The organism is Vibrio sp. TRT 1302 (assembly GCF_050113875.1).
In the GTDB taxonomy this organism is placed as follows: Bacteria; Pseudomonadota; Gammaproteobacteria; order Enterobacterales; family Vibrionaceae; genus Vibrio.
This window is the reverse complement of the sequence record NZ_JBNJOF010000004.1, coordinates 246,380-264,415: the sequence shown is the minus strand read 5'-3', so window position 1 is coordinate 264,415 and position 18,036 is coordinate 246,380. Positions and strand designations below refer to the sequence as shown.

Sequence of the window (18,036 nt, the reverse complement as noted above, 5' to 3'; positions counted from 1 at the left end):
ATGCTTGTAGAGGTAATTTTTAATGAATGTTTTATTTGGCTTAATCGGTGTCATTGCCCTGCTTTTGTGCGCAGTATTACTGTCGGAAAGTCGCCAATCAATTAACTGGAAAACAGTGTCTCGTGCTCTGTTACTTCAAGTTGGTTTTGCAGCGTTAGTGCTTTACTTCCCTTGGGGACAGGCAGCATTAACAAGTTTAAGTAGCGGCGTATCGAGCTTATTGGGGTTTGCAGATCAAGGGATAGCCTTCCTATTTGGTGATCTCGCCAATACTGGGTTCATTTTTGCTGTTCGCGTTCTTCCTATCATCATCTTCTTTAGTGCTCTTATTTCTGCGCTTTACTACCTCGGCATTATGCAAAAAGTTATCGAGTTCATCGGTGGCGGTATTCAAAAATTCCTTGGCACCAGTAAAGCAGAATCTTTGGTGGCAACGGGTAACATTTTCCTTTCTCAAGGTGAGTCTCCTCTTTTAGTTCGTCCTTTCCTTTCTCGAATGACTCGTTCTGAACTGTTTGCGGTTATGGCTGGCGGTATGGCGTCTGTTGCTGGGAGTGTGCTCGGTGGCTATGCTGGTCTGGGAGTGGAGCTAAAATATCTGATTGCCGCGAGTTTTATGGCTGCACCAGGTAGTTTGATGATGGCAAAAATCATTGTGCCTGAACGTGATACTCCTATCGACCAATCAAATATTGAAATGGACCAAGCGCAAGAGAGTAATGTGATTGATGCACTAGCAAGTGGTGCGATGAATGGCATGAAGGTGGCTGTTGCTGTGGGTACTATGCTGATAGCTTTTGTCAGTGTGATTGCGATGGTGAACACGGGTCTTGAAAGCCTAGGTGAGCTGGTTGGCTTTAGTGGCATTACACTACAAGCACTGTTTGGATATTTGTTCTCGCCACTAGCATGGGTTATTGGTGTTCCTTCCAATGAAGTGTTGATGGCTGGCTCATACATCGGTCAGAAGATCGTAATGAATGAATTTGTTGCGTTCATTGATTTTGTTGAACATAAAGCTCTGCTTTCAGAGCATAGCCAAGTCATCATTACTTTTGCACTTTGTGGTTTTGCTAACATTGGTTCTATTGCAATCCAGCTTGGCTCAATCGGCGTTATTGCGCCAGAGCGACGCGCTGAAGTCGCCAATTTAGGTATTAAAGCTGTGCTTGCTGGCACATTAGCTAACCTGATGAGTGCATGTTTAGCAGGTATCTTTATTCTGCTTTAATCCTGCAACTTGAATATTTTTAAGCCCGAATAGCCATGCTATTCGGGCTTTTTTGTATTCGCTAGTTATTGCGAAAAAAATGATTTATAGCAAAGCCTTGTAGCTAAGAAGGCGTACGATGAGAGCTCGTTATGAGTAAGGCTTAAATTAAAAGAGAATGTATTTATGAATGAATTGGTACAACGTTTTCTGCGCTATGTGACTTTTAATACTCAATCAAATCCGCACAACCTTGCCTGTCCAAGCAGCGAAGGACAAATGACCTTTGCTCAATTTCTTAAACAGGAATTGATTGAACTTGGCTTAAGTCATGTTTCTCTCGATTCCAATGGGTATTTAATGGCTAAACTGCCAAGTAACGTGGAATATCCTGTTCCAGCGATTGGCTTTATCGCGCATATGGACACTGCGCCTGATGCTTCAGGAGAGAATGTAAAAGCGCAGATTGTAGAAGATTATCAGGGTGGCGATATTGCGTTAGGTAAAGGTGACCAAATACTCTCTCCAATTCAATATCCCGATTTGCATCAATTACACGGGCATAACTTAATTACCACAGATGGGACAACGTTACTTGGGGCAGACAATAAAGCAGGCATTGCGGAAATTATCTCTGCTATGGCTGAGCTTATCGCCCATCCCGAAATCCCTCACGGTGAGATCTGTATTGGCTTTACGCCGGACGAAGAGATCGGCCGAGGTGCTGACAAGTTTGATGTGGCAAGATTCGGGGCCGAGTGGGCTTACACCATTGATGGTGGTCCGGTCGGTGAGCTGGAATTTGAGAACTTTAATGCGACCAGCGCTGATGTTATTTGCCATGGTGTCAATGTTCATCCTGGAACAGCAAAAGACAAGATGGTTAACTCAATGAACATTGCTGCTCAGTTCCAAATGATGATGCCAAGTGACGAGACTCCTGAGTGCACTGATGGTTATCAGGGTTTTTACCATCTGAAGTCTGCGAGTATGTCGGTTGCACGTAGCGAGTTGGGCTACATCATCCGAGACTTTGACCGTGAAGGGCAAGCGGCTCGTAAACAATTTATGATTGAAAAAGTTGCCGAGTTGAACAGCCAATTAACGCACGGTTCAGTTGAATTGAAGTTAACCGATAGTTACTTCAACATGAAAGAGCAAGTGGAGCCGTATCCGCATATCATAGAGTTAGCGAAACAAGCGATGATTGCGTGCGATGTTCAGCCCCAGATTAAGCCTATTCGTGGTGGTACGGATGGTGCGCGGTTATCATTTATGGGCCTGCCATGCCCTAACATTTTCACTGGTGGTTACAACTTTCATGGCATCCATGAGTTCGTTTCGATAGAGGGAATGGAGCAAGCGGTAAAAGTTATTGTGACATTGGCAGAGAAAACAGCACTTAATTACCAATAAGTATCTAATTCGACACTGATATTTCATTAAAAATCATATACATTTATAGCAGTAATTTTTCAAGTGAGCGTCAGGATGAAAAGGATATTGCTGCTGCTAACACACACGATGTGTATCGCATTGGGCTTCGCATTAGGAATTTATGCGTTGCCCATTCTCACTCAACCTCCATCTCCTACGATGCAGCAGGTGCAAAGTATCACCACGCAGGCTATCTATACTGCGAGTTTTCAAAAAGATCGCAAAGATAGTGATTTCTTGCATTGGGGAGAAGGTTCACTTTCAATCAGCCAAGATGAAGTCGCTTTTGTTGGCGAATTGGCTCCTGGACCCGACTACAAGTTATATTTTTCGCCAACCTTTATTGAAACCGAAGCAGACTTTTTAGCGCAAAAAGATCAGATGGTTCAGGTTGGTGATGTCAAAAGTTTCGATCGCTTTACTGTCACTCTTCCAACAGGGTTTGATGCGGCTAAATACAATACCGTTATTATCTGGTGTGAAAGCTTTGGCCAGTTTATTACGTCGGCAAGATATAAATAATTATTATGTAGGACATTTCTGAATAATGGGCTTTAAAGGTATCTCAAATTTGAGTATTTGATATTTTTTGCACTCAATAGATGTTTTCTGACAGTGCAGTGACAACCGATCACCGTTCAAAACAATAATGCGTAGCTTGCTCAACCGCTGCTAATCAAAAACATAAAACAATCGCGATAGCAGTAATTAGACAATGGGATGAAACCGTTTTGCTAAACCAGATTCCTTCAAAACTGTATTCTTTTATCACAGTGTTATTTGCAGTGTTCTCTATACAAGCCTTTGCGGCAGATATAGAAGTTGTTGTTACACCTGCAAGTTCGACATACGAAAATGGTCAGGTGATTGATTATCATGTCACCGTAAAAAACACGACTGCGAAAACATTCCGTGACGTAGAAGTGGAAGACCTTGTGTGGGATACACAGACCGACACCGAGTCGGGCCGTGGTAAAGCGTTTAGTTCAGTCACAATAACGGCTTCAAATAGTTGGGGGTCAAACCCTGGTTCGTTTACCAGCAGTGATTCGAATCTGTCGGTATCTGATGCAAAGCTATTCCCATTCGGTAGCAACGATTATCTCATCCAAGCCAAAGTGAGTGATGATGCGATTGGTCAAATAGAACTGGGCAAAACCACGGTTAGAGCAGACGTTGATGGCGATGGTAACGCAGACGTGTTTGTACCGAGTGTAGCGAGTGTTTTTAACCCAGTTCCTTACCAATATGAACTGGCTCTTTCGGCAGATAAAGATGAGTACCTCGTTGGTGATTCACTAACTTATACCCTCACAGTGACCAACACAGGCAGCTATCGAGTTCAAGGCCTTGATATCAACCAAGCGTTCGATTCACTGGCTGTCGAGCATACCAACGGAGCAACTTCATCTCCGTTTAGTAGTGTCACCATTAGTGGTAAGGCAACCGGTAGTGGCAGTGAACTTGGTACTTTTGCTACGAGCGGTGATCTAGCGGTTACAGACGCAAAGATTGCGGTAGGTGGTAAGCTGACCTATACCGTTACAACGACGGTAGCCAACGATCTTGTTGGCGATATTGTCACTTCAGCAACAGCGCATACCAAAGAGGGCAATATTGAAAGTGATGAGCGAATCACCCCTCCAGCGCAGCCCATCGTTAGTATTGAACATACACTAAATAATGCATCTCCATATCTGGTTAGTTCAGAGCGTGTCTTTACTGTTGAAGTTAGCAACAGTGGTCAAGGCATTGCTTATGGTTATCATGTTAAACACAATATCAAACAACTTATCACTGACTTAGGTTTAGGTAACAATTTACAACCTGAGCACAATAGCAGCGACTTATCTGGTAATCCATTCGCTCAGTGGAGTGTTGAGGTGACCGATATTGGTGGCAATTCTCTTTCCAAGTATAAAGACCTTGGATCTCAATCAGATGTCGATTTTGATGACCAAGTTTCTATCTACCCAAATGAAAGCATCACTTATCAGATTAAAGCGAGTATTTCACCCGTCGCGATCGGTGAGATAAAAGGGGCTAATGCGGCAATATTCAATGCTGATGGTGCTCTTGAGCAAGATTCCCAAATCAGCAATATATTTGGTGCAGAGCGAACGCTCAATGTTTCTGACTCTGAAATTAAGATCGTTAAAACAACCAAAGAATCTGAGTATATCCCGGGTAATACCGTTGAATATGAGATTAAAGTTTCCAACTCTTCGTCAAAATATTTCGCTAACGATTTACAAATCGTCGATGACTTAACTTGTGTTACCACAGATATGGCTGCTGGTGCAGGTCAGGGGCAGGCTTTCAAGCGTTGGAAGCTGGAACCTGTTAGCGCAGAAGATAATCAAGGTACCGATCATGGCCAATATAGCTATGGTTCGTGGACCAGTTCTCCAGTGACAGTGTCACCAGATATCGCACCTGGTAAGTTCGTGACTTACAAGCTTACTGCTGAAGTTAATGATTCGAGCGTGGGTCTGATTCTCGATGATAACCCTGCGTGTAGTGATAACGTGACAGAAGAAGGTTCGGGTGTACAGATGCCTGAGGATAACCTTCGTGCAAGTAAAGATGTTGACTCACGTTACTACTCTTCAGGTGATACGCTAACTTACACTATTCGTGTTGATAATGACGGCGATGGTTTTGCAGACCAAGTGCATGTTATGGATGCCATCGATAAGCTAGAAACTGTCGACATCTTTGGCAATACGATTACGGCTTTCGATAGCTGGACTATTACCGCACAAGCGTATAAAGAAAACGGTTCACCATCAACAGCATCAGACACAGGCATCAGTGGTAGTATTAGCAGTCCTGACATTCTGGATGTAAAAGCAACGATTGAGCCGCACGGTTACATCATTTACACCATTGAAGCTAAGACCAATCCATTGGCGAATGGTCATATTCAGAATAGCGTGACAGTGGATGATTCCGTCTATGCTGACCGAGGTTCGGATCCTCGAGATTTCACTATTAATCTGATCAAAGAAGTGAAAACAAACAACGATGCGAACTTCCACACCGATCAAACAAGCTATTCCAAAATGGAAAACCAGATCACCTATCGTCTGCGTGTTATTAATGCGAAAGGGAATGGTTATGCCACTAATGTAAAAATCAAAGATAGCATTTCGACGATTGAAGCTGGCCTGCTTGAACCAGACAATGTTTCGAAAAAGGTCTTCTCTTCTTGGACGATCAGTGCAGAGATTATTTCGGATGATCCACTGCTAAACGGCAATAGTACTTTCACCAAGGTTGGGACTTTTGAAGATAACAAAGATCTTGATACCGTCGCCCAGATTGCGCCAAACGTTGAGGTTATTTACACCATTACTGCTCAGATCGATCGCAGCAACGGTGACGAAATTATCTATAAGCGTATAGACAACAGTGCCGTAGTTGAGACTCCAGACTCAGACTCGCAATCAGGGATGCAAGATGCTGCTGTGGTTTATCCAAAAGCGCCCAATGTTGTTGTAGTCAAAACTACCAAAGAGAATGAGTTTGTTCCGGGGCAGTGGGTAGAGTTTGATGTTACGGTTTATAACCGTGGTGCAGGTTACGCCAATGAAGTGCGAGTCACTGATGATATCGCGGGTATGAACGCGTTTTCGGAATGGACAATACAAGCTATCACAGATAAGAATAACTCTCCTTTTAAAACAGGTAGTTACCCTGATGTGAAGTCGAAATATCCAGACAACGGTAACATAGATACCCGTATTGATATTGATCCTCAAACGGTTCAGGGGATGGGTTTTGTTACCTATAAAATTCGCGGTTTAGTCAAAAATGACTACCGCAAAGATGAAATTTCTAACACGGTAGAGATCCACGATCCAGTCAATAATCTTGACCAATCTGCAACCGCCGAAATTGGTGACAGTGGCGACGCAAAACTGAACGTGTCTATCCTCAAGACTGCCGACGTGACTCGCTTCACGCCAGGACAGGATGTGACCTACTTTATCTATTTACAGAACAACAGTGATAACACGGCAGACAACCTGAAACTTGTTGATCCAATTAAGGAAATTAAGTCGGTACTTGCCAATAAGAAGAACAATCAGTTTGAAGACTATGAAGACCAATCTCCATTTGAATACTGGGAGTTTGATTATGGTGACGGTGCCGGTTGGCAAGGTCAAACTACAGAAGACCTAGTCTATCCTCCAGGCAGTGTTAGCAGTTCGTTTTCTCTAGCCGCCGGCGAGACGCGCACTGTTAAGATTAAAGCTCGAGTCAAAGACAACGTGATTGGTTCTCGTGATTCAGCAGGCATATTAGAGCCTATCATTGCCAACAACGCGTACATCTTCCGTGACTACAAACAAGTCTCGGAAGAGTCGCATGTGTCGCACCATGAAATGGAGCGAGTGGACAGTGGTGGCACAACGACTCGTGAACTATTGGTCAATGGTAAGAAGAGTGCGTTTTATGCACCAGGTGATACGCTGACTTATAAAATAAAAGTCAGTTCTGATCGTGGATATTTCAATAACCACCGTGTGGCTGAAAACATTAAAGGAGTAAGCGTTCTGCTTTTAGATGGAACGAATGCTAACCCGTTTAATGACACCTTCTCTGTAGCGGTAGAAAAAGAAGACAGCGATGGTGGCGATGGCACAACGGACGGCACCCTAGATGGTGTGGTTAAAGACAATGAAAACATCACGACAACCATAGACGTTGCCGGTGGAGATTATGTCCTCTATACCGTCGAAGGTGTAGTACGTGACGATGCCGTTGGGGATATCACTATTGGTGGAATTACGGTTGAACCGTACGACTACCATCTAGCGTTTACCAAAACAGTCGAGCAGAAAAACTATCAACCAGGTGCTGAGCTGACTTACCATCTCACGATCAAAAATGATGGTAAGGGCGGTGCATACAATATTCCTGTTGTCGATACACTTTCGACCATCAAAGTGAGTTTGCTTGATGGTAGCGAAGGCGTTGCCTTTCCTGACGGTTGGACGATAGAACCTAAGGTTGTTGGTGGCAATCCGCATGCTGAAGTCGATCTCGATAAAACCATTGCAAATAACCAAGATATAAATACACATGCTTCTATTCCGGCTGGTGAAACGGTTGAGTACGTTGTTCGTGCTAAAGTGAATGCCAATGCGGTAGGTAATATTGTCAACTTGCTCAAGGTCGACGGTGACACAGTGAGTGCTGAGTCGAAAGCCGACACGGAGAAGTATGACTTTGAAAAGCATGTGACCAAAATCTACGATGTTGACGGTAGCACTGAGCTGTCGGGTGGATACACACCTGGTGGTTACATCGAGTATCAGATCCTGCTCAAAAACAAAAACAATGTTCACTTACAAGACATTGCCATCTTTGATGATATTCAGGGCATCTCAACCGAATATTTCGATGGCACAACAGGTCCAGCATTTACCAGTTGGACGATCATTACCGACGTCGATGGTTCATCGCTGTCAAACGCGGGGTCTGTGGCTAACAATGCCAATATAGATACGGAGTTTGACCTTGCTGCCAGCAGTTTCGATCCATCAGGTACCTTCGTTAAGTACACGATTAAGGCGCATGTGTCGGACAAAGCGGTCGGATCTATCCAAAATATTGCTAAGGTTGATGGTAAGCATAATCTCCCGTCAGAGAGGGTAGATATGCTGCCAGCCAATGTTGAAAAACTGCATAAATCCTACACGGATTCTAGTTATGCCACGCAAAAGGGAACCTACAACCATACTGTTGATGGGCAGAAAGTGGTTTACCGTCTGCGTCTTGAAAACAAAGGTAAGGGTACTGAGTACAATGCGAATCTGAGTGAAGAGTTTAGCAAGCTGAAATCAAAGCTCGCTCAGATTGCCGCAGGTCAACCAGACAACCAACAGGGCGTGGTGTACCAGCCAGCAACTTGGCTTGTATCGGTTGCAAAATCTGATGAAGTGACGACCGATATTGGTTCATTTGTAGGTGGCACCGATGTGGATATTGATATTCCTAAGCTGTCGATTGCCGCCAATGGTTGGATTGACATTAAGATGGAGTCCCAGATCCGCGATGATGCAATGACTGCGGTGACCATTCAGCCTAAATACAATGGTACTGGGTTTGGTAAGTCGCAAATCAAACCAGAAACATCGAGCCTAGATGTCAGCAAAGAGATTGTATCTATTGGTGGTAGACCTTATTCGAACGGCGATACATATAAACCGGGCGAAGAAGTTATTTATCAGTTTACTGTCACCAATACGACGCCAGTGTGGCGTGACAATGCTGTACTGCGTGACCTACTGTCGAACATTACCGTTGAAGTGCTCGGTGGCAATGTTACCCAAGCATTGTTGGACACTGAAATCACGCATACGATTTCTACAGGTATCGATGGTGACATCGATACCTATCTACCACCGTATGACAAAACAGGTGATCTCGACATCGTCGTAGATATTGCACCAAGAGAAGAGATTCAGTTCTTGATCAAGGGCACTATTAGACCAGACGCACTGGGTACCATTGACGCGAACCAAGCAACGGGCGGCAATAATGAAGTAGCAACCCCCGAGATACCTCCAGTGGCTCCGGATCTCGTGTTCGAAAAACTGGTTACCAATACCACTGCGGATGGCAGCAGTTGTAGCTTCCCATCGAACAGCGGCAGCGGTTGTGAATACAACCCAGGCGGTCAGGTAAGTTACACCATTACTGTTGAAAACCGTGGTGAAGGTATTGCCAATGACGTTGCGATTATCGATAAGCTAAATGCCATTAGTACATCGACTGGTGCAAAAGCATTCAGTGGACTTTCGACCACCATCATTGAACAGCCTAGTAGCGATCGTTTCTTTATTTCTGGTAACTACTCAGGCAACAAGCCACTTGATGCCACTTTCGATCTCATGCCAGGCGATAAAGTGGTGTTTGGTCTGCTGGGTATAGTCGATTCCGATGCGACAGGCACCATCACGAACATTGCGAAAGTTGACAGTCAGGACTCGAACTCAATCGTACTTGGCCAAGGTGACGCCGATATTATCGCGGCCAAGTCGACGGATACTCCAAGTTACACGCCAGGTGGTGAAGTACGTTATACCATGTACGTTGCCAACCGAGCTGATTCGAATGCAGATGTACGTGTTCAAGATGAGATTTCGAAATTTACGGTGCTGACCGCTGATGGTTCAATGCAGACAGCACTTAAATCTTGGACGACTAACGCAACGTTTGTGTCGAATATCAGCGCTGCGCACAATGATGCGAGCACCATTCAGACCAGCGGCGATATTGATGCCGTCGTCAAGTTAGGTGCAGCCGGTACCGAGCCGACCGTGCTTAAAATCGAAGTGGTGGGTCAAGTCAGAGACGATGCGATTGGTAAGTTTGGTAACACATTATACGTCAATAACAAACAGTACGATTTACAGCAGCATTTTATCTATCCTCAGCAAGGTGCACTGACCGTCACGAAACAAGCTTCACTATCTCCAGCGCTTTATGCACCCGGTGATTCGATTGGCTTTGATATTGTGATTGAGAATACTGGCGCGGGTTATCTGCAAAATCTTCATGTTGAAGATATCGCATCAAGTATCCGAGCGGATGTCGTGGACAGTTTATTGCCAGGTCGAGTGTTCAACTCATGGGATAGTGCGACCAGTTCGATCACCATCGTAGATCCTTCGGCAAGCAAAACATTTGTGATTAACCAGTCGGCTTTTGATGCGCCGGATGGGTTTAGTGGTGACTTCAATCTCGCACCCGGATCTCAGATTCAGCTTCATCTTGAAGGTACTGTTAATAGCAATGTGATCGGGGCCATTACTAACCAAGTGAGTGTCACCGCTGATGACGTCGACGCGGCTAACGATACGGCAACTTATTTGCCGATGGATGCGGAAGTAACCGTGTCGAAAACCGTCGATAAGAGTGTTTATCAGGCGCAAGATACCCTGACTTATACGCTAGTGTTGACCAATACACAGCGAGTATGGGCGACCGATGTTAAGGTTACGGACTTAGTTGATCGTATCAGTGCGGAAACGATCTACGGCAGTACGATCTCAGTATTTGACCCAGCAACGATTGAAATTAGCGCCGTGTCTTCCAATGGAAACACCAGTTTGCCAGCACTGTCGGGTAACTATATCGACAACACCATTGATATTGCGCCGCAAGACATTGTGACGATTACGATCAAAGGGCAACTCAAGCCTGAAATCATTGGCGAAGTGCGAAACGTCGTTCAGCTTGAATACGATGGTAAGACGCTTGAAGATGAAGCGATCAGTACGCCACTGATTCCGACGATTGACGTAACAAAAGAGCCGCTCGATCCTCTTTATACTCCGGGAACGGTTAACGGTTTTGAAATCAAAATCGTCAATAAGGATGCTGCCTTTGCCAATGATATAGTGCTGGAAGATTTGATTTCTGCGGTCATGGTATCGACAGCCGATGGCGTTGACCGACAAGCATTTAGTCGCTGGACAGTGAGTTACTCCGCTAACGATCCAATGACATCGGTGGATAAAAGCAGTTACGCTTGGAACAGCGATATTAATGCGACGATTGACTTAGCGCCGAATGATACGATTACGTTTACGATTCAAGGCGAAGTCGATGCCAAAGCGATAGGTGATATCGTCAACACCGCTAAGGTGACATACGATGGCAAAAATTTTGAGCCGAGTGCCACGATTAAGCCTAAGCCAGCAGATATATCGGTGACGAAAACCGCTGACCAAGAATTCTATCAGGCCGGGCAGAGCGCACAGTTTGTCGTAACCATCACCAATGGTGGAGAAGGTTTCGCCAATGATGTGATCATCAAAGACATCATGAACGATGTTTTGGTCACCTTGGTTGATGGTTCGAACGGCACGGCATTTGAATCATGGACGGTTACTACACAGTTGAGTGATGTCACTTCATCACTGACGTCTGTGCCTAGTGGCAACAATCCTGATATCGATACTATTGCGGACATTGCACCGAATAGCACGGTGACCTTTACGATAAATGGTACGGTCAACCGTTATGCCACGACTGATATTATCAACCAGGTGAGTGTGGAGTTTTCTGGTCAGCCAACGTTAAATGCAGAGGCGATCATCAAGCACCGCCCAGTATCTCTGACATTGGAAAAATACGTTGGTGAAACTGGAACTGAGACAGAAATGGCTTATGAACCGGGTAAAGAGTCTGTCTTCCGCGTCATTATTGCTAACCAGAACGAGGCCTTTGTAGCTGGCATTCAACTGAAAGATCTCCTTGATTCAATGGTAGTGGATACCGTGAATGGGGCAAAAGAAGCTGCGTTTTCTAGTTGGAATATTGAAGTTAACAAAGGCAACGAGCTGACGACGATTTCCCCAGATCCTAGCGGAGACAATAAACAGGTGGATGCGGTCGTCAATCTCGCGCCAAACGACACCCTTGAGCTCGTGATTAAAGGCACAGTGAATGAGTTTGCTAACGGACAGATTGATAACAAAGCATCGATGGTAATCAACAGCAGTGGTCGCCCACAGCGTTCGACTGCCGTTGCAAGCCTAATCCCTGAACCAGATAACGTCGTGATCACTGAATCAGCGGACAACCCAATCTATACGGCGGGTCAAGCTGCGACATTCCGCATCACGCTATTTAACGACAGTAAAGGTTTTGCCAACGATATCGTGCTGAGAAATGCGATTTCTCGGATGAAAGTTCCAACTAAACCGGACGTCACCAGCGGTGATCGTGAAGTTGTTAATGCCTTTACCGATTGGGACATCACTGCGACAAGCACCGATCCTAGAACCAACATTAATGTGGGTACATTGGCTGCCAATGATGACATTGATATCTCGGGTGATATTGCCCCAGGTGACACGGTTGAAATCGCGATCACGGGTACCACAGATGCTCGTGCTATGGGTGAAATAATCAACACAACTCATAAGATCGACGAGTCTCAATCAACAACGCCGTCAACACGAAATGTGTCGGTTGAAACTGTCAGTGCAATGATCACGCCTCAAGCTGTAAGCTTTGCTATCGACAAAACCACAGATAAAGGTGAGAACGCTGAGTACACCAATGATGATTCAGAGCTGACTTACATTCTTCGTGTGAGCAATGAAGGCTCTGCGACCATTTCTGGTGCGCAAATGGTGGATGAAATCACTAAGCTGGTGGGGGCGAACGGCAATGCCTTATTTACTACTTGGAAAGGAACGATTGAAGAGTGGCCAAGTGGTCAGAAGAAAGGCGAGTTTACCGATAAAGACCTGATGCTTCCCGACGGGGCGCTTTCACTTGATCTGTTGCCTTACATGGGTAATGGCTATGTGATTAAGATTACCGGTGAATTGAACAAAGGCTTGGATGACAACATCACCAATACCTTTACTGTCACTGACCCCGCGACCGGCATTTCTGCATCGGATGATGTCACTATTCACGTCAAGAAGTTTGCTGACAATGAAGGTGAGTTGCTGGTGACCAAAGAAGCGCTGAATACAGATGCGCAGGTGGGCGACGTTGTTGAGTATGAAGTGACCATCATCAACAACAACGAATCAGAATTTAAGAACGTTAAGCTAGTGGATCGTTACCCATCAGGCTTCGCTTATGTTCCAGGCTCCACAGAGATTACCAATAGCGGTCCTGATGGTCAGTTTGATACCAATGATGATGTCATTAACACGGATGATCCCGCTGTCACGAGCACGCTGACCTTTAATGTGGGTGATATGTTGGCTTATGGCGGTGCTGACAAGACCATCACTGAGCAAGTACGTATTCGTTACCTACTGCGTGTGACTGTTGGCGCAACATTCGGCAAGTACGTCAACTCAGCAGTGGCAATGGCGCCACCTGAAGGTCAGGTGACGGGCGCATTGGAAGAGAAATCAAACACAGCCACCGCGACGGTTGAAGTTATGCCAGATAAGGTATTCGACACGGCTTCTATCATAGGTAAAGTGTTTGAAGATCATAACAAAGATGGTTTCCAAGCTGATGCCACCGCATTTGAAGTACAGTTGTCTGCGAACGTCAGTGATAGAGATTATATCGCCAACACCACTGTGATGATTCGTGATGGCAAAGAGCATCATCTTAAAGACCGTAGCCATACAAGAGGTGAGCATACGGGTAATGTCTATGGTGTGAAGGTTAATCAGGCTGGCGAATTTAAGCATAACTATGCGCATGCGGTCGAATCGAAACAACAGTCAAAGCAGTTTGATTCGGCATTAGTGGCTGGTTATGAGATAGACGAGCTATACGGGATGTCTAAAAACCGTACCTTACCATCGAGCAACAAGGTGAGTTTCCAGCTTGAAACGAAGACCAAAGAAGGATTCAGCTTTAGCGTCATTACTGAGTCTGGAACGCGCCTAGTGTTTGATCGAGAGGGCAACATCAGTTCGAACCATGTTGGAGATAAGCAACAGGGGTTATCTGCTGAAAATCTCGATGTAACCAGAAATCTATACAAAGATGGTGATCACTACTTGTGGGAAATCGTCATAGAAAACAAAGGGATCTATGAGGATGGAATCCCTGGTGTAAGACTACTCACAGTAGAAGGTATTGTGATAGAAACCGATCAGTACGGTCGCTACCATGTACCTGATCAGTGGGTTCTAGATAAAAAAGGTAAGAACTTCTTGGTCAAGGTTGATACCGATTCATTGCCGACAGGCATGAAAGTCATCAGCGAAAACCCAAGAGTACAACGGATCTCTCCCAACAAACTGACGAAGTTTAACTTCAGTGTCTCGGTAGAGGACAAAGAGTAATCGTGAATAACTATAACGACAAACAGACGCGATTGGCGGAACAATTATGAATAAATTCAAAATGACTCGTTTGGCAGTGAGTATTATGGCTGCCATTCCCATTATGGCAGTGGCAAAAGATACCAGTCAGTTGGAAAAAATCGATACAGATACCACGGGTATTGAGGTCGAAGTTCATCAACAGGAAGACAGCTCACGCATCTATCTCGAAGAGGGTGCTATTTGGGCTAGCCGAGATATTACGCGTTTTGAACCAGTACTTGATGTAAGTGTGAGTGATGAGCTAGAAGTCCAAGAGGGACAGTTATCTGACAAGGTTAACTTTACCGTCAGCTCAAACTACAGCTACTACATGCAACGTTATCAAATAGAGATTTTTCGTGGTCAAGACCGCAGCCTATCTCAGCCGATTAAGGTCATCGAAGGTACTGAGGTTGCGAACGATATTGATATTAGTTGGGATGGCTCGACCGACACTGATTATGCATTCGAAGTTGGCAACCAACTGCAATTCAGGTTCAAAGCTTGGGATAAAGACGGCAACATGGACATCACTACTATTGGTGTGATTGACCTAGTGCGTCCAGATTCTGAGGTGGATATCGATCGTAATCAGAGCGAAGAGCAATTGGCGCGAAGTTTTGGTCGTGCGCAGCTAATGCGACACAACATCCCGACCAATTCTGGTTTGGCTAAGTTTATTGGTACCGGGCTTAAAGGTGTCGATAAAGTGGTGATTGGAGAAGATGAATTCGAAGTTGAAGATGGGGAGCTATACGCCGAGCAGTTCTTGCCTGCTGACGCCTATATTTTTCCAACTAAGGTCATCTTTGACAATGGTGATGAGCGTCGTTATCAGTTGTACGTGCGTATTCCAGATACCTACTATGCACAGGCAGGTTTGGCCGATATGTATATTGGTAAAAACCGTGTAACGGGTGATACCGGAGCATTGGGGGTCAATGACCAATATCAGGATGATGTATACAACCAAGGACGTATTGCCTACTTCAGTCAGGGTAAATTCGGCGATAAGTTACGTTTAACCACGCACTTTGATAGCAAAGATGGGCAGATCAAAGACATCTTCAAGCATCCATTTGCAGCGGAAGACTCGTCTGTATTCGACATTCTCGAAGACGATGATGAACTTTACTATGGTGATTACGGCGATGGAGCCAACATCCACAAGGTGGTGAACACTAAAGGTAAAGTCTACTTCGACCTTGAGTACGATAAGTCTCGGGTATTGTGGGGTAACTACAACACTGGACTGACTGGCACCGATAACAATGACTACAACCGTAGCTTGTATGGTTTTAAAGGAGATTATCGTACCCGTTCTACCACTAAGTATGGTGAAGATAGACTCAACATTGTTGGCTTTGCTGCGTCAGCAGACTCCTCTTTTGCTCATGATGAATTCCTCGGTACAGGGGGTTCACTTTACTTCCTACGTCATGGTGAGTTAGTTCCAGGCAGTGACAAAGTCTACGTCAAAGTCGTCAATAAGGACTCGGGTATATCAGAGCGAGAAGTACCACTTCAATCAGGCCGAGATTATGAAATCGACCCATATCAGGGCCGAATCATCTTGATGCGACCTCTGAACAATATCATTTCAGATAGTTTTGGTAGCGTTATTGATGACACACCAACAGACGGTTTTGAAAACTACCTTGCGGTCGATTATGAATACGTGCCAAGAGGCTCCGACGTTAAGGATTCATTGACTTACGGTGGTCGCGCTAAGGGCTGGGTAAACGACTACATTGGTATTGGAGTCAACTACGCAACTGAAGAGCGAGATGGTCAGAACTATCAAGCTTCGGGAACAGATCTGACGCTACGCGCAACAGAAGGGACATACATCAAAGCGGAATGGGCACACAGCGAGGGCCGTCAGACGGACTCAAACTTTGTCTCCTTTGATGGTGGTTTAACCTTTACCCCAGTGGGTGAAGATTTTGATGAGCGTAAAGGTGACTCGATACAGGTTAAAGGTGTTGCAAGCTTATACGACATTGCTCCGAACATTTTTGGTGCAGTGGGGAACGATGTTAAGGCTTGGTACAAATCGAAAGATGCGGGTTACAGCTATGCCAGCCAAAGTGATGATTTGGAGCAATTGTCATACGGAACCGAGTTACGTTTACAAGCTTCCGATAGACTGAGCTTTGCGACGCGCTATACCTCGATCGAAGAGACAGAGCTCGACGGTACTAAGCAAACCGATACTCAGCAGGCTGAACTTGAAGCTCAGTTTAAGCTGACCGATCACGTTAAAGTTTCGGCAGCAGCAAAACAAGTCGACGAGCTGAATCGTGAGAACGTAAAGGGTAAGGGTACCCTAGCGGGCTTAAGAGCTGACTATATCTGGGACAGTGACAACAGCGTCTATATTAAAGGCCAGTCTACGGTAGATAAGACGGCTCAGTATGACGATAACGACAGTGTCTCTGTGGGAGCCGAGTTCCGAGTGTTTGATGATCTCTCATTGGGAGCGGAATACACCACAGGTGATCGCGGTGATGCGACGGAGGCAACAGCAAGTTACGACATCACAGAGAACTACACCACCTATGTAACTTATACGGACGATAACTACGAAGGGCAAAATAACGTTGTCGTAGGGCAGCGTGCTGATTTGACATCCAATGTCGATTTCTATCAGGAAAATCAGTTTGTTAATGAGAACAACGGCAAAGGGCAGATTGACTCCTTTGGCTTTGGTTACGATATGAGTGACGACATTGATTTTGGTATCGGTTATCAGCAGGGTGAGATTGAGAAGAAAAACGAAGTCGATCCGACCAAACTCGAAATCACGGAACGTAAAGCGGTGACGTTCACCGCCAATATGGATATTGACGATGTTAACCTCAAGCATAAGATTGAGTACCGTGTCGATAAAGGCAACGAAAATGTCGATGTCAATAAGCGTAGGGTGGATCAGTTTGTTACTACTAACCGATACACTCAGAACTTAACCGAAGAATATACCTTGTTCGGCAAGTTCAACTACTCGAAATCGATCAGTAAAGAGACCGATGAAACACTAGAGCGTTTCGTTGAAGCAACGGGTGGTCTAGCGTATCGTCCTATCTATAATGATCGATTGAACCTGCTTAGCCGCTATACGTATATTGCTGACAAAGATAATCTCGATCGTGATGTCGATTACAGCAATGAAGAGTCACATATCATCGAAGTGGAAGGTATCTACTCGGTAAACGCCAAAGTCGATGTCGGTGCTAAATACGCGCACAAAGATAAGAAAGAGGATTTTGAGCGTGCTTCTGGGAGCGTAGAAACGGTCGAAAGCAACATCAACCTTTATGGTCTAAGCGCGTCCTACCATGTCATAAAAGAGTGGGATGTGACGGGTGAATATCACTGGAAAACCGATACGCTCAATGATGAACTTGAGCACGGTGCACTTATTTCAGTGAACAAACATCTTTCTGACAACTTTAAAGTGGGTATTGGCTATAACTTCTCTGGCTTTGACAGTAACCTAGCCAACGATGATGACTACAATGCCAAGGGTGTCTTTATCAACCTTGTTGGTAAGTTATAAAGGATTAGCATGAC

Annotated in this window: 5 protein-coding genes; all 5 read left to right on the top strand. The window is 45.0% G+C overall.

The window, feature by feature from the left end; genetic code table 11:
- Nucleotides 1-22 precede the first annotated feature (22 nt).
- Nucleotides 23-1,231, top strand: a complete 1,209-nt coding sequence (locus ACQEXP_RS08245) for a NupC/NupG family nucleoside CNT transporter (protein WP_426969361.1) — start codon at nt 23-25, stop codon at nt 1,229-1,231.
- A 165-nt stretch (nt 1,232-1,396) separates the two neighbouring features.
- Entirely contained in the window at nt 1,397-2,626 is a 1,230-nt protein-coding gene (gene pepT, locus ACQEXP_RS08240; protein ID WP_426969360.1) for a peptidase T, read from the top strand.
- A 75-nt stretch (nt 2,627-2,701) separates the two neighbouring features.
- A complete protein-coding gene (locus tag ACQEXP_RS08235) occupies nt 2,702-3,169 on the top strand; it encodes a DM13 domain-containing protein (protein WP_269374938.1) in 468 nt (155 codons plus the stop codon).
- Nucleotides 3,170-3,432: 263 nt separating this feature from the next.
- Nucleotides 3,433-14,442 (top strand): DUF11 domain-containing protein, encoded by an 11,010-nt coding sequence (locus tag ACQEXP_RS08230; protein ID WP_426969358.1) that lies wholly within the window; start codon nt 3,433-3,435, stop codon nt 14,440-14,442.
- Nucleotides 14,443-14,488: 46 nt separating this feature from the next.
- On the top strand, nt 14,489-18,022 hold the full coding sequence (locus tag ACQEXP_RS08225) for a hypothetical protein (RefSeq protein ID WP_426969356.1): 3,534 nt from the start codon (nt 14,489-14,491) through the stop codon (nt 18,020-18,022).
- The last annotated feature ends 14 nt before the right edge of the window (nt 18,023-18,036 follow it).

Bases quoted from the DNA above. Each gene is read 5' to 3' on its own strand.
- ACQEXP_RS08245 (WP_426969361.1), top strand. From the start codon at position 23: ATGAATGTTTTATTTGGCTTAATCGGTGTCATTGCCCTGCTTTTGTGC.
- pepT (WP_426969360.1), top strand. From the start codon at position 1,397: ATGAATGAATTGGTACAACGTTTTCTGCGCTATGTGACTTTTAATACT.
- ACQEXP_RS08235 (WP_269374938.1), top strand. From the start codon at position 2,702: ATGAAAAGGATATTGCTGCTGCTAACACACACGATGTGTATCGCATTG.
- ACQEXP_RS08225 (WP_426969356.1), top strand. From the start codon at position 14,489: ATGAATAAATTCAAAATGACTCGTTTGGCAGTGAGTATTATGGCTGCC.